Consider the following 20,096-nt stretch of genomic DNA (forward strand, 5'->3'; position numbering starts at 1 on the left):
AGCAAAAAGCGAGACCATTCAGATTGAATAATCTCGCTTAAGAACGAACCAAGTATGAGTAAAGGCTGATTTGGCGGTTTTATACCGTGACTGTTTAAAACCGCAATAACTTCAAACCTTTTTTATATCTTGTCATTTTCGTCACGACGTAGACCATCTTGCCATTCAGTATGATTTTCAGGTTTTTCTACGCCGTTTTCTATCTGATTCTGTGTTGTGTCAGCATGCGAGTCCGTTTTATGCAGACGATGATTATAGCCCATACGCTCGCTTAGATGGGTTTCTGCATCACGGCGACGCGGGTCAAGCGCTTCTGCATCAGGATTTGCATCCTTAAAGTCGGCTTGTTCACGCACTTCTTCGACCGTGTCTTGCTCGCTGACCATTTTGACATCGCCATCGCTTTCATAGCCGTGATCAGGATTGTCATCGCCCGTTGATTCTTGCTTATCGGCAGTGACCGCATCAGCCGTCTGCGCAGAATTGTCGGTAGCAACACCGTTTCTTGCTTGCGCTTGGTTTTTTAACTGCGCATAATCGGTCAGTTTATTGACGGCATTATCCAAACTGTGCGGATTATCGCGAGGTTGTGCTTTAGCTAAATGCTTATCAAAGACATCGGTTAATAAGGAATCAAAACGTATGGCATTATAGCGAATCAACTGCTCCGCCTCTGCTTCGGTAATATCGCCATTTTGGCTGGCATAAACCACATGATCCTCAAAGGTCAGACCTTCGAAATGGTCTTTATGCTCCGCCTTTTTAAATTTCTGCCATAAAGGTTCTACTTCAAGTAAGGTTTGATAGGCGTTTTCCATACGCCCCATGACATCATCAGGTTCGGTATTGTAATACACCATAGTTTTAAGGTAGTCACGGAATGGATTGGCTTCAAAGTCATCCATAAAGGTATCGCCTAATTGACGTTTGAGCTCATCACTCACTGGCACAAAGATACGGCCACTTGGGAAGGTGACAAAGCTAACCACACCTGCCGCCATACGATTGGGAAAGTTGGCAAACAAAGATAAAAAGGCTTCTTGAATGGTATAAAGACTATTTTTTAATGCCACTTCTGCGTGTAAGCGCTCGGCTTCTGATTTAGAACCGTATTCATAAAATTGCAAAATTGCTGTACAGATAAATAGATGGGCGTGAATATCTGCTAAACGTCCAGAGAGCATCTCTTTACGTTTTAAATCACCAGCGAGTAAGCCTAACGCCATATCAGCGGTCAGGGCAAATCCTGCGCTCAAACGGTTGATGTCTTTATAATAGGGACGGGTAAAGCCATCGGCAAAACTTGGCGCGTGACTGCTACCACCGACATAACCTGCGACAAAGGCTTTGGCACCGCGATTAAAGGTATAGCCCAAATGTTTAAAGAATAAATTATCGAACTCTTTAAGCGCGCCTTCTTTATCTTCACTTTGTAGCAGTTGTAGCTCATCGAACAGATAAGGGTGACAACGCATGGCTCCTTGACCAAAAATCATTAACGAGCGCGTCAAGATATTCGCCCCTTCAACGGTAATAGAAACAGGGATGGCTTGATAAGGAATCGCTAAAAAGTTACGCGGACCCATTTGGACGGCGCGACCACCGACAACATCCATACCGTCGTTGATAATACCGCGCATGGTTTCGGTTGCGTAGTATTTTGCCATTGCCGTCATGACTGATGGCGTGCCACCTTGGTTTAGACCACAGGTGACTAAATGACGAAACGCTTCAAGCATGTAAGTGTTACTTGCCATGCTGCTGGTCACGTCTTGAATGCCTTCAAACTTGCCGACCGAAATTTTGAATTGTTCCCGTACTTTTGCGAAGGCACCAACGGTTAAATAGCTGACTTCACTGGCAGACGTTGATAGCGCTGGCAAGGAAATGCCGCGGCCTACGCCTAAGCATTCCATTAGCATCCGCCAGCCGCGACCAGCGTTTTCGACGCCACCGATAATATAATCGAGCGGAATAAAGACGTCAGTACCATCGACCGTACCATTCATAAATGGCGAGCCAACTGGATTATGCCGTGGTCCTGTAATGACGCCTTCGTGACTGGCAGGCACCAGTGCGCAGGTAATACCGTAATCGGTCTTTTTAGGGTCGCCAAGCAGACCTTCTGGATCGTACATTTTAAAGGCTAAGCCAACGACGGTAGCGATAGGCGCCAAGGTAATCCAACGCTTAGAAAAATTCATACGCAGACCGAGTACTTGCTCGCCTTCATGCATGCCATAGCAAACCACGCCCGTATCAGGAATTGCGCCAGCGTCAGAACCCGCCTCAGGGCCGGTCAAACCAAAACAGGGGATTTCATCGCCTTTGGCAAGGCCCGGTAGCCAGCGTTGCTTTTGCGCATCGGTACCATAATGCATCAAAAGCTCACCAGGGCCAAGTGAGTTTGGCACCATGCAAGTAACGGCAGCGGTTGGTGAGCGCGAGGCAATCTTACTCATCACGCGGCTTTGGGCATACGAGCTAAATTCCAGTCCGCCGTATTCTTTTGGAATGATTAAGCCCAAAAAGCCATTGTCTTTGATAAAGCGCCACGCTTCTGGAGACAACTCTTTATCTTCATGGTGAATTTTCCACTCATCAAGCATCGCGCACAGCACTTCGACTTCATTATCAATAAAGCTTTGTTCTTCTTCTGACAATTCAGGGTACGGGTATTTAGCAAAGGTATCCCAATTTGGCGCGCCCATAAACAGCTCTTTTTCCCACCAACTGGTACCAGCATCGAGCGCTTCACGTTCGGTATCACTCATGCTTGGCATGGCGCCGCCCAAAGCTTTATAAACGGGCTTGGTAATCAATGATTGACGCAGCGGAGTGAGCAGCAGCACCAAGCACAGTAATGCAATCGGTATGCCTAAGATGAGCGACCATGGACTGATAAAGGCGGTGACGAGGACGGTAACAAGGGCGACGATACTACCGGTGACACGCGATAAGGATAATAAAAAGATGGCCAAGACCATGGCTAACTGAATGAGGATTGCCAAAATAAAAAAGCCAATGGCCATGACTGTCTCCTTGCTAACGCCGCATACACCAGCGTAAAATTTAAGTGAATAAAAAAATGCAATAATGTGAATTATTATTTTAATTTTTCATTATAGCTGGGCTTAGAACAAGCTCATTTATGCTACAAATTGAATATCTGTGTTGGACTTTATTTAAAACTTAAGCTTGTTGATATCTACTATATAAAAGCTCACGGAGCAAAAATAAAGTAAGCTACCAATATGAAACAGTTGTTTATAACTATCAAGAGCCAAAATGCTACGCTATGTCGATAATATGTATCAGGCGACAGTTAAAAGGTGCTAGCTAAAAGGTCTCAGGAAAAAGGTGTCAGGCAAAAGGCGCTAGGCTTTTCTCAGCATACGAGAGCGTTTCATTGCGCCCGACGATGATATGGTCAATTAAAGACAAATCTATTAAGTCGCAGGCTTTTTTTAGCTCATAAGTGAGTAAATTATCGGCCGTTGATGGGGTAGCGTCAGTATGAGGATGATTATGAGCGACGATAAGCTGACTGGCAGCGTGGCTCAACGCATGGCGTAACACATGTTTGATGCAAACCGAACAAGAAGAGATACCGCCAGTAAATAGTATCTCAAAATTGATTAAATTTAGCGCATTATCTAAACACAGCACGGCAAAAACTTCACGAGATTCACCGCGCAGCTGAGTACTGATATAGTCTTTGACCATTTGCGAGCGTCCAAGCGCATGACCAGTTTTAAGCTGACTGTCCAAATAGCGCGTACCCATCTCAAGCGATGCTAGAATCTGCGCGTACTTAGCGGGACCGATACCGTGACAAGCAAGTACCGTCTCTTTTGGTGCGGCCAACAGCTCAGCTAGGCTGCCAAACTGCTCTATTAAATGCCGAGCAAGCTCAATGGCCGATTGCGACGGGGTACCTGTACGCAAAAATATCGCTAATATCTCGGCATCAGATAAGTGAGCGGCGCCAAATTTCAGTAGCTTTTCACGTGGCCTGTCATCTTCGTGCCAGTCTTTAATTGCCATTGTTACTCCTTAACAAAGGATGGATGCCAGATAACTGAGATAAATCTACAAAACTTCCCCTAACTTATCGCATAATTGTTACTATAAGCGCAATTTTTATCTTTCATTTTTTTATTGATGCCATGCTTATGTCAAATATTGTGCTTGCTATCACTGGCGGTATCGCCGCTTATAAATCTGCTATTTTTGCCCGTCTTTTAGTCAAGGCGGGCTTTGATGTGCGCGTCATTATGACCACAGGCGCGCAAGCCTTTATCACGCCGCTGACCTTGCAGGCTTTGACGGGTAATGAGGTACATATCTCATTACTTGATGAGCAAGCAGAAGCGGGGATGGGTCATATTGAACTTGCTAAATGGGCAGACTTGATTGTCATTGCGCCTGCTTCCGCCAATACCTTAGCGCGGCTGGCGATGGGCATGGCAGATGATTTATTGACCACTGTTTGCTTGGCAACGACTGCGCCGGTTATCATTGCGCCAGCCATGAATCAGCAGATGTGGGCGCATCCGGCGGTGAATCTCAATGTGCAAACCCTGCGCGATATGAATTATCAAATTATTGCACCTGCCAGCGGCGAGCAGGCATGCGGTGACGTCGGAGCAGGGCGCTTGCCTGAGCCTGAAGATTTATTAGCGGAAGTACAATTATTTACCGCCATGCAAACCACGCCGCAGCTTTTAGCCGGTAAACGCGTGGTAATTACCGCAGGGCCGACCGTAGAAGCTATCGATCCGGTGCGCTATTTATCCAATCACTCCACTGGCAAAATGGGTTTTGCTTTAGCCCGTGCTTGCGTGGCCGCTGGTGCAGAGGTGATTTTGATTGCTGGTGGCAAAGTTGCCTTGCCAACACCGCTTAATGTCACGCGCATTGATGTGTTGTCAGCGCAAGATATGTTGATAGCCGCACAGCAATGTGTTGATGGCACGCATAGTGCGCTGCAGTATTTGCCTGAAGAATATCATGACCATTCTCACGATCATTCTCATGAACATAGCCATGACTGTGGTTGCGGTGAAGAGCATCAACATGAACATGCTGAAAATGAGAGTGCGGGTATAAAGGTTGCTGATATCTTTATCGCCACTGCCGCCGTCGCCGATTATCGTACCCTCGATGCCGCGCCGCAAAAAATCAAAAAAACCCAAGATGCCATGACGCTAAACTTGGTTAAAAACCCTGATATTTTAGCGACGATTTCTCTTGCCCATCCGGAGCTGTTTGTCGTGGGTTTTGCAGCAGAAACGCAAGATGTTGAGCGCTATGCGCGTGGCAAGCTGCTATCTAAAGACTTAGATTTGATCGCTTGTAATGACGTTTCGCGCGCCGATATTGGTTTTGCCAGTGACGATAATGCCATGCAAGTGTTTTTCTCCGAGCGTTATGAACACGATAATGTGATTCTTGAAAAAGCCAGCAAAGATGAGATTGCCGAGCAGTTGGCGACCATTATTGGTGAGACGATTTGGCAACGTCATCAAGCATAATTAAACATAAGAAACGGTCTAGCTATGCTGATTGCGTTGTTGTCAATGTCAGTCGCCGATATCTATCATCACTATCGTTATTAGGTTATAAGTTTCTATGACTCATATGACGAATATGATGGATAGCGATAGTACCCAGACGTTATTGCTACTGGCAATTTTTGCCTTAGCGTCATTGCTGCACGGTATTAGCGGACTGGGTGTGACGTTAGTAACCACCACCGCGCTTGCCAGTATCTATCCGTTACCCCATGCTATTGTTCTAGTGATTTTTCCCTCATTGTTACTTAATGCCATGACTTGGCTAGCGGGTGGCGGGCGTACTATTTGGCAAAATTTCATCTATTACGGCAGGCGCTATTGGCTATTAGCACTCACCAGCCTGCTCGGTAGTATGCTTGGTGCAAAATTGTTGCTGTGGGTCGATAGCGCTTATATCTTATTGGTATTGGCAGCGGTTATTGGCTTTTATGTCGTCAGTAGCTTGCTCGGTAAGCAAATTTGTCTGCCCAATACCAAGCCTGTGTTGATTATCGTCGGGTTTAGCGCTGGTATTATTGGCGGTGCGACCAATGCCATGTCGACCATATTAATGATGTATTTACTGTCCGCAAGTGACGATAAGCATACCATCGCTAAAGTCGGCAACATGTGCTATTTCTTGGGTAAAATGGCCCAGATTATTGTCTTGCGTGAGCCTATCATGGCGCTCAGTCACGGTGAGTGGCAGCTGATTACTCTGCTTAGTGTTCTATCTATCGCCGCGCTGCTAGTTGGTATTCGCTTGCGCCGCTACTTGCCACAAGCACGCTTTCGCCAGCTTATTTTACTGATTCTCATCGTGCTAGGTATTCGCGTGGGTTGGCAGGGGATAACGGCGTTGCTATCAATCTAGCGATCGAACAAGTTTAGCGATTAAACAAATTTAACAGTATGGTGGCAACGATACTGATGATAATCATGGTGACGACTGGAAAATATATTCTGGTATTGCCTGAAGTGTGTTTGATATCGCCTGGCATATTGCCTATCCATGAAAACGCATTTGGAAACAGCAGCCAAATAACGCCGATAATAACCAGCAAAATGCCTATACCTATCAATATTTTTGCCATCTAAACTCTCGCTAATCTCTCTAATTTTCTTACGTTATTTTGTCGCGCCTGTTTCTCAGTTGCACATTACTCAATCAATTCTGCAAAAAACAGCTGTTGTGCCAAACGAAATGTATTGCAGTGCGCTTCGACCACATCTTCGATATCTTCTGAATAGCCGCCGCCCATGACGATAGCCACGGGAATATTGGCCGCTTTAGCTTGTTGTAGGACAAACTCATCACGCGCTTTACAACCCTCTATCGTCAGACTAAGTTTGCCCAATTTATCGGTTGCTAAAACATCGACTGCAGATTGGTAAAAGATCATATCCGGCGCAAATTCATTGATTAAGCGCGGCAGCGTATCCTCTAATATCTGTAAGTATTCTACATCACCCGTATCATTATCCAGCTCAATATCTAAGTCTGATACTTGTTTGCGAAAAGGGTAGTTTTTTGCGCCATGCATGCTAAAAACAAAAACGCGCGGCTCATCCGCCATGATACTGGCGTTGCCATTACCTTGATGCACGTCCAAATCCACGATTAAAATTCGTTGCGCCTGTCCACGATTTAATAATAAATTGCTGGCGATACAAACATCATTAAAAACGCAAAATCCTTCGCCATGATCGGCAAAGGCATGATGGGTGCCGCCCGCAACATTCATTGCCACGCCATATTGCTGCGCATATAACGCACATTCATAGGTGGCATGGGCAATATAACGACCACGCTCTACCAACTCTGGCGTCATCTCAAAACCAATGGCGCGCGCTTCTTTACGTGGTAAGGTTTGGGTTTTAAGCTGCTGCCAATAATCCGCAGTGTGCGTGGTTAAAATCTCCTCTTCGCTCAGACGTTTTGGGGCAAAAAAATTATCGCTAGTGATGGTTCCTTCGGCCAGTAAGCGCTCAGGAATCATGGTATATTTTTGCATGGGGAAGCGGTGTTTTTCGGGTACGGAATAACGAAAAATGTCCGAGTAAGCAATTTTTAGCATAGTATTAACGTATGTCTTTTAAAAAGTAATTTAAGAATAGAAGGTAAAAGGATAGAGAGGTTTAAGCGTTTTGAAAGTAGGGGATTGGTGAGTAATTGTAAGAGCGACAAATATATAGCTTGCGCAGTGGATTACTGAACAAATTGCGTGGGTAAGAAAAAGGTGCGCGCATCCTCTTGTCGATATAGCGCCATCAATAGCTCTTGCAACTCTGTAGCAGGATTTTGATTGTTGACCAAGTCACTAAATATCTCATAAGTCACCGTGGTCATCGCGATGACGCTTTGTAATAAGTGATCAATGGTACTTTCATCCATACCGACCGCTTCGACATCGATGGCGTTTTTGTAGCGTATTTCGCCATCATTGATATCCATTTCGAGGTTGCCAATCAGCATGTCGTAATTGATTTGGGTGATCAGTAACATCGCAGCACTTTGATGGCTTTCGGGTATCAAAAACGGCAAAATACCATAGACGGCCAATAGGTTGTTATGCTCTTGCACGCGAAACAGGTAGCCGCAATCAAGATTTTTATTGCGCATTCTAAAAGACAAATAGTGTGATTGCTGGCTGTCGTTATTGTCGCTGCCACTGCTTTTGGGTCGGTAATGGTTATAATGCCATTGTTGATCGTCGAAATACTGCTTAAGATAATTGACAATAGGGGTGTCATTCAGCGCATTTTGCTGTGTCATGCTGTCGATGCCATTATCAAAATCAAAATAAGCGTCAGTATCAGTATCAGTGCTGCTATCTAAGCGACTATCAAGATTGCTACTAAGGCTGCTATAAATAACCTCATCGAAGTGATTATCAACGTGGTTATCAACGCTGTGGTTTGCGCTACGGTTCACATTATAGTTTAAGTCAGTGCTAGAGCCGCTAATATCCGTATCATCGTTTTTATTACCTTTAGTGTCTTTAAGACAGCTTTCTATACCATTATCTTTATTACTATCACCTTCATTTTCTAAAGGATAAGCGTTGTTTTTATCCTGTTTTGTCAGACTTGAATCTGAACTTAAGTCCGAGTCCAAGTCCAAGTCGTTATCAATCTTCGTGTCGTCAATAGTAGCCTGTTCAGCTGCCATACTAAGCAGCTGTTTAATTCTTTGCCATAAGCTGAGTTTAGAAGATTGGCTCATAGATAATAGCTGACTAATAAAGGGTGAATAATAAAATTTTAGAGAAAACCGTACGCTAAAACAGCAGATTAATTGCTGCCAAATACCAGTCCTGCTTTGATACTCGGCTGGGCGTAAAACGCTTGCAGCATCTCTGTTATATGCGCCGTAAACCATAAGCTTTCAAGAGCGTCCGTGATGACAGGGAGCAGGGCAGTACTCAATTGCGTTATTGCCTGCTCATCGACGTGTAAACTTGCCGCAATAGTGGCGATACTATCATCCTGATGGTTGGTATACCAAGTATCGACGCTTGCTGCCACAAGGCTGTGCAAGTAAGGCGATAGGCGCAGCCGGTTATAGCTTTGTTGGATGCTGTTTTCAATATGGGCGATACTGCTATCGTTAGGCTCATCGCGTAGATAAGTTTGGATTTCGCTGATTGGTTTTTCTTTGATGCGCCCCCAACCGGTGACCAATAAGCGCGCAACCTCTTCGTTGGATAAATGCGCTTGAGCGTTGGCTTCTGCTCGGCGTGTTAAGTCTTTAATATTGCGATGCAGGTAGGACTGCAATTTTTCATCAAGATTGCGATTGGTGGCTTTTTCAAACGAGCTGCGCCCAAGTTTCATCAGTTTACCAGCAGGGCCCGCTTTATCTAGCGTGGTTTCCATAAAGTCGTTGATAGCGTGATACAGCGTTTGCGTCAATAAATCAGCAAAGGTTTCATTGCCAACCAACGTATGTACCAAGATATTACGCTGCTCTTCATGACTGCCGACATAGCTGGCTAAAATCTCAACTTGGCTGTCATCGACTAATTCTGATAAAGGTACATTATCATTAACTGGATGATAAATAATAGTATGCAAAATATCACGAATATCGCGTCGTACTACCTCGCTTAGCGGCTGCTTAAGAAACCAACCATTAATAAGGTGTTGTAAATCATCGCTGCTGATATATTTGCTTAATGGCTGCTCGCCAAACCACTGCCAAGCCTGTGTTGTTAACGGCTGGGCTTGCGCATGCAGCCATTGCTGCATAAAGGCAACTTGCGCCTCGATTAAGCTGTCGAGCGTTAGGTTGGTGCTCGTAGCACTTTGAGTGTCTAAATTTTGGCTATCTTTTGAAGTCTGCGTAGGTTTTGAGGTCATAGTAATCGACAATTTGTTATACTGTGGGGTTAAAGTAAGCATAAGGTATTATGCCACGAACGTCAGCGGTGTTTGTGATGAATATTGCCTGCTGCTTAATAAATAAATGAGAGGTTTGGATGACGGCTCTGAATACAGCTTTACTTGCGCTTGATAAGCTAACGGTTCAGCGCGGTGAGATCCCTTTATGTGAAGGCGTGACGCTCAATCTTGCTACGGGCAGCATTTGTCATTTAGTCGGTGCTAATGGTACTGGCAAAACGACGCTACTGATGCAATTGGCTGGATTATTGCCCGTGCTGAGCGGTGAAGTTATTTATCAAGGAGCAATAAGTTTGCCCGAGCAGCCTTTATACGTGTCGCACCAGTTGGGTATTCATCCAAACTTGACGGTCGCCCAAAACCTCACTTTTTTGCTTAATTTATATGGCATTAGCCCAAGTACAGCTGATATCGATGACGCCCTTACGTGGGTAGGATTACAAGGGTTTGAGACCATCAGCTCAAGCCATTTGTCTGCGGGGCAAACACGGCGCATTACCCTTGCACGGCTTTACTTATTAACACCTGAGGTCACGCCTTTATGGCTACTCGATGAGCCATTTACCGCGCTTGACGTCGATATGGTAGCACGCATGGAAGATAGGTTGTGCGAATTTGCTACGGCTGGCGGTGCGATACTAATGACTAGTCACCAAGCCGTCGGCGTTGCCAATCAAGTGCTCGATTTGTCCGATTATATGGTGTAAATGCTATCAATATAACTGCCATAAACATCAATCTAACTGCGACAAGCATGAGTGGAAGAGCCAATAAATGATAGACACAGACAGTGCAGTAAAAACCGTGAATACAAGCTCGAATGCTAACACTTCAAATGCTAATACAGCTGCTGCACGCGGTATCAGTTTTATGCAGCTTTGGCGCCGCGAATGGCAGGTGAAGCAGCAAGGCGCGGTGCAGTGGTTATATCCTCTGGTATTGTTTTTAGTGATTATCACCTTGTTTCCGTTAGCGGTTGGCAGCGAACCTGCTTTACTGCTGCGCCTTGGGGTGTCCGCAGTTTGGATTGCCGCTCTATTGTCATTGGTAATGGGTGTCGATGGTTTATTTAAGCCTGCCTTTGATAATGGTACGCTGGCACAATTGGTCGTCGCCAAAGCGTCGCTGCCGTTATGGGTGCTGATTCGTTTGGTTATCCATTGGATTTTTAGTAGTGGTATTGTGGCAGCATTAAGTTTGCTTGCTGTGCCTTTATTTCAGCTGAGCTGGTTTGAGGCGTGGATATTGATGGCGTCCATTATTACTGGCAGTCCGATGCTGCTTATGTTGTCAGCGGTCGCCAGTAGTCTGACACTATCATTGAAGAATGGCGCGGTGCTGGTGCCTTTGATTGCCTTACCAATGCAGTTACCAGTATTGATTTTTGCGACGGGTGCGGTTGATTTATTTGCCACAGGTCTCAACGGCTTGCCGATTTTAGCGTTATTATTAGCAGGTAGCATTATTTCGGTACTGGTGATGCCATGGGTGATTGCCCTGACCTTAAAAATGGCATGGTTAAATTAACAATCAATGCTGGCATGTTATATTCAGGTCAATATTGAAAAGAGGCAGCGGGGCTGGGATAAATTTTTCGTCGCCTCTGTCGGCGTAGGCACAGCAAGCAAGAAAAATTTGCACCAGTCACGCGGCATAGTATTGCCTATCCATTTCATTTAGTATCGACTATATACCTTTTCTGATGAAAGCCCTTTATCTTAACAGCATGATGAAAACTGGCAACTTTGCTATAATAGGCTATTCAACAAATAATCACGTGTAGATTCTATCCAGCGTTTAACGTCAGCAAGTTAGCGGGTAGGCGTATGAATCATGCGTTTTACTCGATAATCACCAGCTGCGCAATAGGTTTATTCCCATGCCCAACCTGAATAATGTCTCATCTCCTAGCCTGTGGCAACGCATTTGGCAGGTCTTTTTGACCACTGTGGGTACCAAGCAGTTTTTTCGTATCTTTGCGCCTTGGGTTAAGTGGCTCGCGATATTAGCCGGTCTCTGTCTGCTCATCGGTAGCGTTTGGGGCTTGGCATTTGCGCCGCCGGATTATTTGCAAGGTAATAGCTATCGCATTATTTTTATCCATGTACCCGCTGCTAGTCTCGCTATCTCTATTTATTTTGCCTTAGCGGTACTGGGTGTTATTTATCTGGTATGGAAAATTAAGACCGCAAGCCTTGTAGCTCAGGCACTGGCTCCGATGGGGTTTTTGCTTTGTGTGATTAGTTTATTGACCGGTTCTATTTGGGCAAAACCGACGTGGGGGACGTATTGGGTTTGGGATGCACGCTTGACATCTATGCTCATTTTGGCATTTTTATACGCTGGCGTCATGGCGTTGTTTGCCGCCTTTGAACATACTGCCAATCGCGGTAAAGCGGCCGCTATTTTGTCTATCGTTGGCGCGGTAAACTTGCCTATTATTAAGTACTCGGTGCAGTGGTGGAATACTTTGCACCAAGGTTCAACCTTTACCCTGACGGCGGCACCAAAAATGTCGGCAGATATGTGGCTGCCTTTACTACTGATGATTATTGGTAGTTATTTACTGGTCGCCTCATTGGCCATTTATCGGACCAATACCCTGATTTTATATCGCGACCAAGGCAAAGCATGGGTCAAAGAATACGTTCGTAGCCAAAATAAATAATCCTAAAATACAACCATAAACCAAGCAAATAACGGCTAGGGAAATAAAATGCAGCCTTACTTTTATAGCGTCTCTGAGTTTATTGCCATGGGTGAGCATGGTGTGTTTGTCTGGTCATGCTGGGCAATTACGGTCGGCGTGATGCTGATTTTTATTATTTATAGTCGCCGTCAACGCCAAGCGCTTATCAAGCAGCTATCCATTCAGCAAGCGCGTCAAGCACAGCGCGCTGCCAAGACCCCTAATCCTAAAACCAAACAACCATCCTAAACAATTCTCCTTAAAAAATTCTTTTTAATATCAAATTTTTAGCCTATCAAATAATAATGCCTTACTGGTAAATATATGACCGCATCGGTTGCTAGGGGGCTTATTGATTTGGGCAAAAAATGCTACCATATAGGTATTAGAAAAGTACGGTTGGACGGGCGTATTATTAAGTCAGTCCAATAAGCATTTCTTTAATATTTTTTGTTTTGCAAATGCGTAGTTTGTAAAACAGCGACTCATCAATGAGGTAGTGGTATGAACGCAGTTCGTCGCAAAAAACTGATGTGGGTTATGTTTACGCTTGCAGGGGCGGCGATTGCCGTGGTATTGGTGATTTACGCCATTGGGCAACAGACCGATTACTACTTTGACGCCACCGCCATTGCGCAAGGTGAAGCGCCGCAGGACAAGCGAATCCGCGCTGGCGGCATGGTCGTTGCCGGTAGTGTCCAACGTGCGCCAGACGACCCGTTAAGCGTGGAGTTTGCGATCACCGACTTTGAATCAACCGTACCCGTGACCTATCAAGGTATTTTGCCAGATTTGTTCGCTGAAAACTCAGGCGTGGTAGCAACGGGTAAAATGCAAGGCGACACCTTTGTTGCAGCCGAAGTATTGGCTAAGCATGATGAAAACTATATGCCGCCAGAAGTTGCTAAATCGATGAAAGAAAACAATCGCAATGGCGCAGTGCCTTCTTCTGAGCAATATAATCCTGCAGAAAAAATCCATAAGACCGATACTTTGCAGCAGTAATGGTTATTATAAAAAGTATTCAATATAAGAAAGCCAGTGACCTTTATCACTGGCTTTTTTGTGCTTACTCTCATTTTTACTTTACTATGGCTTACTAATCATCCCATTCTGGTGAATAATCTGGATGCTTGATTTTACGGCCATCGCTACGCGCTAAGCTACCAATTTTCTCGAGTTCATCCGCACTGAGCGTCACCTTGACAGCATCCAAGTTGCCTTGTAAGTGTTCAGGATTGGACGTTTTTGGAATCGCAATACGCTGCTTATCAGATAAAATCCACGCTAGTGAAACTTGCGCTGGCGTAATCCCGTGCTTATCAGCAATTTCCTTAATCACTTCATTATCAAACACATCACCACGCGCGAGCGGCGAGTAAGCTTCTAATAAAATATGGTGATTGTTTAAAAAAGTTTGCAGGGTGTTTTGCTTAATAAAGGGGTGAAACTCAACCTGATTAACGGAAATAGGCACATCAGCATATTTTTTAGCCTCGATAATATTGGCGATATTAAAGTTAGATACCCCAATATTACGAGTCAGCCCTTGTTTTTGTAGCTCGCAAAGCGCTGGCATCGTTTCAGACAAAGGCACGCGATCATCAGGCCAATGCAGCAGCAGTAAATCAACATAATCAGTATCTAAGTTTTCTAACGAACGCTTGGCTGCAGCGATAAGTTTTTCTGGCTCAAACTTCATGTCATCAGGAAATATTTTCGTCGTTAAAAAGAACTTATCACGCGCGACGCCTGATTGCTTAATGCCTTTTCCTACCTCGACTTCATTATCATAAGCTTGGGCAGTATCAATATGCTCATAGCCCATTTGTAGCCCTTGGCTGACCACATCGATACAGTCTTGTCCCGTTGATTGCCATGTACCCAGTCCGAGTACCGGAATGTTCGCTTGTCCAGCGGTGCGAATATTATAAGTTTTAGCACGCATATTATTATCCTTGTTTTTTTGTGATTTATTAATGGTTCTTATCGTTATTAATAGAGAATTTGAGCAGACATATAAATTTCTTAGATTTTATTAAGCGTCGATTTCTATTAAATCAAAGCTTATATTAAGGCACATTCTCTATTAAGCTTAGCCACTATAAAAAGAAAATAGGCTAAGTGAAAGAGTAAGTGACGCTTTCCTACAAACCACAAACAGGCTGTAACGTCATTGCGAGTCGTTGATTGTACCCATTCAATAAAATTTAAGAGCAAAAAAGCCCACTATTCAAAATAATGGGCTTTTTCAAATTAAGGCAATTTTAACTGTGAAAACGTTTTATTTATTCGAATTAATCGTTTTTACAATGGTTAATATTAACTATTGAGCAGCAGCTTCGGTAACTGGTGCAGTATCTGTTGTAGGAGCAGCGGTTGCAGGGGCTGTAGCAGTGTTCTCACCCCAGATTTTCGGGTATTTGTAGCCTGGGAAGCTATCATGAGCATACTTTTTAAAGGCGTCTGAGTTATAAGCGTTGGTCACGTCTTTAACCCATTTCTTATCTTTATCTGCCGTTTTGATGGCAGACCAGTTGACATAAGCGAAGCTTGGCTCTTGGAATAGCGCTTCAGTCAGCTTGATACCAGCATCGGTTGCGTAGTTGCCATTGATAACAGCAAAGTCTACTTCATCACGCGCACGTGGCAGCTGGGCTGCTTCTAGCTCAACGATTTTGATGTCGTATTTGCTATTATCAGCGATATCGGCTTTTGATGCGGTCAGAGGATCGATATTGTCTTTTAGGGTAATCCAGCCAAGCTCATCCATCATGACCAACGCGCGGGCGAAGTTACTTGGGTCATTAGGCGCAGAAACGCTCATGCCTTTGTAGGCTTCGTCAAGCTTGGTCTTTTTACCAGTATAGATGCCAAGTGGCGCAGTTGGCACTTGGAAGACTTCCACCAAATCAAGATTGTTCTCTTTTTTAAAGGTATCAAGATAAGGCTTATGTTGGAAGATATTGATATCTAAATCGCCATCAGCCAAAGCAATGTTTGGACGTACATAATCAGTAAAGGTGACCAGCTCGACTTCATAGCCTTGCGCTTCCAATGAGCCCTTTACTTGGTTACGAACCATATCAGCAAAATCGCCTTCAGTGGTACCGATCACAATCTTGCTATGTTCAGGATCGATATCGTTGCCCGCTGCCGTTTCTGTCGTCGTTGATTCAGTAGCACCTTCAGTGACTGGCTCTTTGCTAGCTTCTGGCGCTGATGAGTTATTACAACCGACCAATACAAGGCCTGATACGCCAACGGTGGCCAATGCGGTCGCGAGTTGACGGCTGATATCTGTTAATTTCATGAAACTTCCTTAATAAGGGGGAGGGAATAGGGATTAAATGTCAACAGTAAAAATCCGCATTAAAAAAGCAACATTATGAATAGTAATGCTGCTAAGTTAAAGGCTGTTAAGATAGTATCAAAATTAAAGGGAATCAGTTACAAAGTCAAGCATTTGCTTAGGATGAATCAGCATTAAACCTTGAGTATTATTCATATTAAACAGTCTTTGCCTCTCAAAATAAAAGGTGAAATCACCATAATAGAGAGGGTGAAGTCTAAGTTTTTGTCTTAACGTTTATCCAAACGGGTGGCGATCCAATTACCAGACGCCTGAATACCGATAACCATAATCGATAGCATCACGACGATAAAGACCATCACCTCAGTTTGATAACGATAGTAACCATAACGAATGGCCAAATCGCCCAAACCCCCACCACCAATCATACCTGCCGCCGCCGAAAACGACAGTAAGCTGATACATAAAATGGTCACAGACAACACCAAACCCGAGCGTGCTTCATTGAGCAATACTTTGATGATGGTCAAGGGGCGGGCGCCCATCGATTCCGTTGCTTCAATAATGCCGCGTGGTACTTCGCGCAGATTTTGCTCGACCAGACGCGCAAAGTAAAAGGAACCGGCAATCGCCAGTACTAGTGATGCAGCAATCGGTCCAATACCAGTACCAACGATGGCTTTGGTAAAAGGACTCATGGCAATCATCAAAATCACAAACGGGAAGGCGCGCATAAAGTTGGTGATCGCACCAAGGACACCATACAAGGTTTTATTTTGCAAAAACTGCCGATCACTGGATAAAAACAAGAATACCCCAAACAGACCGCCGATGACGATGGCGACCGTCGTTGAGATACCTAGCATAATAAAGGTATCTACAAACGCCTGCAAAATTTCTTTACGTAGCGCAAGCAGCTTGTCCAATGAGGCGGATAATTCAGCACCAGTTAACATGTCTATTCTCCTGCCTCTTAATCTTCATGAACCAAGCCTTTGCCAATCAGGGTCGTGGCCTGAATCAGACCGTCGCGGATATCGGCAACCTCGAGCAACTGCCCTTGATGTAACAATGCGGCGCGGTCGCATAGCCTACGAATGACACTCATCTCATGGGTGACGATGACAATGGTGACGCCAAGCTGCTCATTAATATCACGCAGACAAGTCAATAAGCTGCGCGTGGTTGAAGGATCAAGCGCACTGGTCGGCTCATCAGCCAATAATACTTTTGGGCTAGGCGCGATCGCACGGGCGATACCGACCCGCTGTTTTTGTCCGCCTGATAGCTGCGCAGGATAGTGTCCGGCACGGTCGGTCAAATCGACGATTTCTAAGCAGTCCATCACCCGCTTATAAATATCGGCGCGCGGATAACCTGCCACCGTTAAGTTAAAGGCGACATTATCATAGACAGTACGGTTGGACATCAGGTTAAACTGCTGAAAAATCATACCGATATTGTGGCGAGCGATACGTAAATCACTGGCCGATAAGGTGGTCAAATCGGTACCATCTATGATGACTTGACCGGAATCTGGGCGCTCAAGTAAATTAATCAGGCGCAATAAAGTAGACTTACCCGCGCCCGAATAACCCATTAAACCAAAGATTTCGCCTTGCTTTACCGTTAAAGACGTCGGCTCAACCGCAGTAAACCAATGTGGCTTGCCGTCTTTATCTTTTATAGACCGGTCGCTTAAAAAGCTTTTGGTCACATCGTTTAAGACAATCATGTCACTCATGGAATGCTCAAAATTTAATAAATATTTTTAATGGCTATGAAGCGGTTGCAGGCTCTTTTGCGTATTTGTGCGCAAATTAAAATCAACCTTCAATAACCCTATAATAAGGGGCGCTAATATAGCATATTATGCAGCGTTTTGGATATGGACATCCATGATTAACGGATAATCTTGGCGGTAGCGAGGTTAGCTGATGAGATTAATGACGGCTGTCATGTTGATAATGAGGGTCGTGTTTGACGGGTAATACCACTAAAAATCGCGTATGACCATTGATGGTATCTGTAATGATACGGCCTTGGTGCGCCGTTACTATTTGAGCAACCAACGATAAACCAAGCCCTGAGCCTTTGTTTTTTTGCTGTAAGCGTACAAAGGGGCTAAAGACTTCTTCGCGTTTATTTTCAGGGATACCTTCGCCTTCATCAATCACCGCCAGCACCGCAAATTTCGGTAGCGGGCGTGTTGGCTCGGCTTTCGGTTTTTTGAGATGCTTACTAAATATGCCTTCTTTGCGGGTAGCGTTTGCCGTGTCGCCGTTTTCTTTATTACCGTTTTCTTTATTATTGTCTTTAGAGGCGCTTTTGGCGTCATCCTTCTCAGTACTAACGCTTTTATCAGCCCCTTCTATATTTTTATTAATAGCCTTGTCATCGATGTCGTCGATGGATGTTTCTTGTTGTGCAGGAACCGCGCGCCAAATAACTTTTTTAATTTTTTCTGTCAGATCAGTGGTAAAGCGCTGATAGGTAAGTAATAACGACGGTTCAACAACGGCTTCGGTCTCAGTGGTGCTACTTAGGTCATTGTTTCGCTCATTAGATGAGTCAATAGTTTTTGCCGTCAATGATTTATCAGTATCTGTGCTGTTATCACTATTCGTATTGCCATCAATCTCAGTATCGGCCGTGATGCTTTCACCATTTTTATAAATCACTGGCGCCGGTAATAACGCTGCGGTCGATGCCTCTTCTGTCGACGTTGAGGTGGCTTTATTGTCGCTAGGAACAATATTATCGTTAGTAATTGTGGCATCAGCATTTTGCTGGGCGTTTTGATCAGTTTCAAGCGCATGGTCGCTATCAGGCGCTTCTTCATCATAATCAAAGTCTGGGCTGTTATAATCGACAAAGCTGCTACACAGTATGGTTTGCAAAAGATAATCTGGAATAGCGTCGGCTTCATCTAGCGTTTGTACGCCGTAAAGTAATACCGTAACGGGTGGTTTGCCGTGCAGCATAGCATTGGTCAATAGGTTACGAATTAAGTGGGTCAGCATCGATGATTGACCATCGATGACGATATGCTCGCCAATCAAGGTTGCTTGAGGATAATGCTGGCGTTCTTGGTTTACTAAATCATATAAGTCCAAATGCTCAACTTGTTGTAGCGCGTGTCCAGCATCTAAACGACTGACCAGCAAAATACTCTCGACCAAATCGTTTAATCCAGACAAATCGCGATTGATAGCTTGGGCACGCTTATCAAATTTTTCTTTGGTATCACTCGGCAATGCACCCGCCAGCATATCCATCATCTCAATCTGTAAGCGAATACGGGTGATGGGCGTACGCAGCTCGTGCGAGGCGTGCGCCAATAGCAGGTTATTGGCATTGATTAGGTGTTCAATTTTTTGTGCTGCTTGGTTAAAGCCGCGCGCAAGCGATGCAATCTCATCATTACCGCGGGCATTGACTCGCACCGTAAAGTCGCCGTCGCCCAATTGCGCCATTTGTTGGCTCATCTGATTGATACGCCAAGTAATGGTACGCGCAATCCACCAAAGCACCCCTGCCATGATAAGCAGCAGCAATAGCGTACCAGTAAATAAATTTAAGGCGGCAGAGAGGACAGGTTTTTTAGGCGGCAGGCGTGATTCGTATAATAGCGTATAGCCGGTGCTACTATAAACTTGGGCTTGCTTGGTTGGGGAGGTTTCGGCAAATGAGGGAAAGACGCGCGCCAATAGTGAGGGCGGCGCAGGCAATTCTAATGGCAAATCGCTGTTGTCGCTTTGCATGAGCAAATGACCTTCATTGTCATATAGGCCCATTTTTGCTTGCAGTGATTCATCAAAAATATCAAAGCTTTTCTTGACCACCGCTAGCATAAAGCGCGCTTGTAAACGGTTGTCTTTACTGACAGCAATATTTAGCTCATGCAAAAATGGGTCGACTTGACCCAAAATTTGCGTGGCTAAGATTTCTGAACGAATACCAGCGTCTTTGTCATGTACCAACTGGGTCAATAACACCATCGCTACCGCAAATAAAATAAGTGCCAGCATGACACTGGCAAATAGTTTGGCAAATACGGAACGAAAACCCAGTTGTTGCATTAAATCATCTCTATTATCAAACGCTTATAACCATTTTATTTATTTTATTT

Annotated in this window: 18 protein-coding genes; 7 read left to right on the top strand and 11 right to left on the bottom strand. The window is 44.7% G+C overall.

Going from position 1 to position 20,096, the window contains the following annotated elements:
• Window positions 1–122: 122 nt before the first annotated feature.
• The gene (locus tag IQ457_RS01255; RefSeq protein ID WP_200661768.1) at window positions 123–3,032 is read right to left on the bottom strand and encodes an acyl-CoA dehydrogenase; all 2,910 of its coding nucleotides are present in this window, start codon (window positions 3,030–3,032) and stop codon (window positions 123–125) included.
• A 331-nt stretch (window positions 3,033–3,363) separates the two neighbouring features.
• On the bottom strand, window positions 3,364–4,047 hold the full coding sequence (radC, locus tag IQ457_RS01260) for a RadC family protein (protein ID WP_200661769.1): 684 nt from the start codon (window positions 4,045–4,047) through the stop codon (window positions 3,364–3,366).
• A gap of 128 nt (window positions 4,048–4,175) precedes the next feature.
• On the opposite strand from radC, the gene coaBC reads away from it, so the two are divergent.
• Window positions 4,176–5,537 (top strand): bifunctional phosphopantothenoylcysteine decarboxylase/phosphopantothenate--cysteine ligase CoaBC, encoded by a 1,362-nt coding sequence (gene coaBC / locus IQ457_RS01265; RefSeq protein ID WP_200661770.1) that lies wholly within the window; start codon window positions 4,176–4,178, stop codon window positions 5,535–5,537.
• Between the two features lie 106 nt (window positions 5,538–5,643).
• The gene (locus IQ457_RS01270) at window positions 5,644–6,432 is read left to right on the top strand and encodes a sulfite exporter TauE/SafE family protein (protein ID WP_200661886.1); all 789 of its coding nucleotides are present in this window, start codon (window positions 5,644–5,646) and stop codon (window positions 6,430–6,432) included.
• A 13-nt stretch (window positions 6,433–6,445) separates the two neighbouring features.
• Here the strand turns inward: IQ457_RS01270 and IQ457_RS01275 are convergent, their stop codons facing one another.
• The 4 genes from IQ457_RS01275 to IQ457_RS01290 all read right to left on the bottom strand — a co-directional run bounded on the left by IQ457_RS01275 (window position 6,446) and on the right by IQ457_RS01290 (window position 9,962).
• Window positions 6,446–6,652 (bottom strand): DUF2905 domain-containing protein, encoded by a 207-nt coding sequence (locus IQ457_RS01275; RefSeq protein ID WP_200661771.1) that lies wholly within the window; start codon window positions 6,650–6,652, stop codon window positions 6,446–6,448.
• 66 nt (window positions 6,653–6,718) lie between these two features.
• Window positions 6,719–7,636, bottom strand: a complete 918-nt coding sequence (locus IQ457_RS01280; RefSeq protein WP_200661772.1) for a histone deacetylase family protein — start codon at window positions 7,634–7,636, stop codon at window positions 6,719–6,721.
• 131 nt (window positions 7,637–7,767) lie between these two features.
• The gene (locus tag IQ457_RS01285; protein ID WP_200661773.1) at window positions 7,768–8,784 is read right to left on the bottom strand and encodes a YbjN domain-containing protein; all 1,017 of its coding nucleotides are present in this window, start codon (window positions 8,782–8,784) and stop codon (window positions 7,768–7,770) included.
• 68 nt (window positions 8,785–8,852) lie between these two features.
• Window positions 8,853–9,962 (bottom strand): hypothetical protein, encoded by a 1,110-nt coding sequence (locus tag IQ457_RS01290; RefSeq protein ID WP_242465312.1) that lies wholly within the window; start codon window positions 9,960–9,962, stop codon window positions 8,853–8,855.
• A gap of 77 nt (window positions 9,963–10,039) precedes the next feature.
• Here IQ457_RS01290 and ccmA point away from each other — a divergent pair, with 77 nt between their 5' ends.
• The 5 genes from ccmA (at window position 10,040) to ccmE (ending at window position 13,656) form a co-directional block, all read left to right on the top strand.
• Window positions 10,040–10,669 carry a heme ABC exporter ATP-binding protein CcmA gene (ccmA, locus tag IQ457_RS01295; RefSeq protein WP_200661774.1) on the top strand — a complete coding sequence of 210 codons (630 nt, stop codon included), beginning with the start codon at window positions 10,040–10,042 and terminating at the stop codon, window positions 10,667–10,669.
• Window positions 10,670–10,832: 163 nt separating this feature from the next.
• Complete coding sequence (locus IQ457_RS01300) at window positions 10,833–11,489, top strand: heme exporter protein CcmB (protein ID WP_190295544.1); 657 nt, start codon at window positions 10,833–10,835, stop codon at window positions 11,487–11,489.
• A 352-nt stretch (window positions 11,490–11,841) separates the two neighbouring features.
• Window positions 11,842–12,630: a heme ABC transporter permease CcmC gene (gene ccmC / locus IQ457_RS01305; RefSeq protein ID WP_144297829.1), complete on the top strand. Its 789-nt coding sequence runs from the start codon at window positions 11,842–11,844 to the stop codon at window positions 12,628–12,630.
• A gap of 48 nt (window positions 12,631–12,678) precedes the next feature.
• Window positions 12,679–12,900, top strand: a complete 222-nt coding sequence (gene ccmD / locus IQ457_RS01310; protein ID WP_200661775.1) for a heme exporter protein CcmD — start codon at window positions 12,679–12,681, stop codon at window positions 12,898–12,900.
• Window positions 12,901–13,155: 255 nt separating this feature from the next.
• Complete coding sequence (gene ccmE, locus IQ457_RS01315) at window positions 13,156–13,656, top strand: cytochrome c maturation protein CcmE (protein WP_144297831.1); 501 nt, start codon at window positions 13,156–13,158, stop codon at window positions 13,654–13,656.
• Window positions 13,657–13,750: 94 nt separating this feature from the next.
• On the opposite strand, the gene IQ457_RS01320 is transcribed toward ccmE, so the two are convergent.
• The 5 genes from IQ457_RS01320 to IQ457_RS01340 all read right to left on the bottom strand — a co-directional run bounded on the left by IQ457_RS01320 (window position 13,751) and on the right by IQ457_RS01340 (window position 20,046).
• Entirely contained in the window at window positions 13,751–14,599 is an 849-nt protein-coding gene (locus IQ457_RS01320) for an aldo/keto reductase (RefSeq protein WP_200661776.1), read from the bottom strand.
• 378 nt (window positions 14,600–14,977) lie between these two features.
• On the bottom strand, window positions 14,978–15,964 hold the full coding sequence (locus tag IQ457_RS01325; protein WP_200661777.1) for a MetQ/NlpA family ABC transporter substrate-binding protein: 987 nt from the start codon (window positions 15,962–15,964) through the stop codon (window positions 14,978–14,980).
• Between the two features lie 269 nt (window positions 15,965–16,233).
• Window positions 16,234–16,920, bottom strand: coding sequence for a methionine ABC transporter permease (locus IQ457_RS01330; protein ID WP_068403538.1), 687 nt, complete (start codon window positions 16,918–16,920; stop codon window positions 16,234–16,236).
• 17 nt (window positions 16,921–16,937) lie between these two features.
• Window positions 16,938–17,708 carry a methionine ABC transporter ATP-binding protein gene (locus IQ457_RS01335; RefSeq protein WP_200661778.1) on the bottom strand — a complete coding sequence of 257 codons (771 nt, stop codon included), beginning with the start codon at window positions 17,706–17,708 and terminating at the stop codon, window positions 16,938–16,940.
• A 199-nt stretch (window positions 17,709–17,907) separates the two neighbouring features.
• Window positions 17,908–20,046, bottom strand: coding sequence for a sensor histidine kinase (locus IQ457_RS01340; RefSeq protein WP_200661779.1), 2,139 nt, complete (start codon window positions 20,044–20,046; stop codon window positions 17,908–17,910).
• Window positions 20,047–20,096 lie beyond the last annotated feature (50 nt).

It is taken from the genome of Psychrobacter sp. M9-54-1 (assembly GCF_016613355.1).
Lineage (GTDB): Bacteria > Pseudomonadota > Gammaproteobacteria > Pseudomonadales > Moraxellaceae > Psychrobacter > Psychrobacter faecalis.

Bases quoted from the DNA above. Each gene is read 5' to 3' on its own strand.
- IQ457_RS01255 (WP_200661768.1), bottom strand. From the start codon at position 3,032: ATGGCCATTGGCTTTTTTATTTTGGCAATCCTCATTCAGTTAGCCATG.
- radC (WP_200661769.1), bottom strand. From the start codon at position 4,047: ATGGCAATTAAAGACTGGCACGAAGATGACAGGCCACGTGAAAAGCTA.
- coaBC (WP_200661770.1), top strand. From the start codon at position 4,176: ATGTCAAATATTGTGCTTGCTATCACTGGCGGTATCGCCGCTTATAAA.
- IQ457_RS01270 (WP_200661886.1), top strand. From the start codon at position 5,644: ATGACGAATATGATGGATAGCGATAGTACCCAGACGTTATTGCTACTG.
- IQ457_RS01275 (WP_200661771.1), bottom strand. From the start codon at position 6,652: ATGGCAAAAATATTGATAGGTATAGGCATTTTGCTGGTTATTATCGGC.
- IQ457_RS01280 (WP_200661772.1), bottom strand. From the start codon at position 7,636: ATGCTAAAAATTGCTTACTCGGACATTTTTCGTTATTCCGTACCCGAA.
- IQ457_RS01285 (WP_200661773.1), bottom strand. From the start codon at position 8,784: ATGAGCCAATCTTCTAAACTCAGCTTATGGCAAAGAATTAAACAGCTG.
- IQ457_RS01290 (WP_242465312.1), bottom strand. From the start codon at position 9,962: ATGCTTACTTTAACCCCACAGTATAACAAATTGTCGATTACTATGACC.
- ccmA (WP_200661774.1), top strand. From the start codon at position 10,040: ATGACGGCTCTGAATACAGCTTTACTTGCGCTTGATAAGCTAACGGTT.
- IQ457_RS01300 (WP_190295544.1), top strand. From the start codon at position 10,833: ATGCAGCTTTGGCGCCGCGAATGGCAGGTGAAGCAGCAAGGCGCGGTG.
- ccmC (WP_144297829.1), top strand. From the start codon at position 11,842: ATGCCCAACCTGAATAATGTCTCATCTCCTAGCCTGTGGCAACGCATT.
- ccmD (WP_200661775.1), top strand. From the start codon at position 12,679: ATGCAGCCTTACTTTTATAGCGTCTCTGAGTTTATTGCCATGGGTGAG.
- ccmE (WP_144297831.1), top strand. From the start codon at position 13,156: ATGAACGCAGTTCGTCGCAAAAAACTGATGTGGGTTATGTTTACGCTT.
- IQ457_RS01320 (WP_200661776.1), bottom strand. From the start codon at position 14,599: ATGCGTGCTAAAACTTATAATATTCGCACCGCTGGACAAGCGAACATT.
- IQ457_RS01325 (WP_200661777.1), bottom strand. From the start codon at position 15,964: ATGAAATTAACAGATATCAGCCGTCAACTCGCGACCGCATTGGCCACC.
- IQ457_RS01330 (WP_068403538.1), bottom strand. From the start codon at position 16,920: ATGTTAACTGGTGCTGAATTATCCGCCTCATTGGACAAGCTGCTTGCG.
- IQ457_RS01335 (WP_200661778.1), bottom strand. From the start codon at position 17,708: ATGAGTGACATGATTGTCTTAAACGATGTGACCAAAAGCTTTTTAAGC.
- IQ457_RS01340 (WP_200661779.1), bottom strand. From the start codon at position 20,046: ATGCAACAACTGGGTTTTCGTTCCGTATTTGCCAAACTATTTGCCAGT.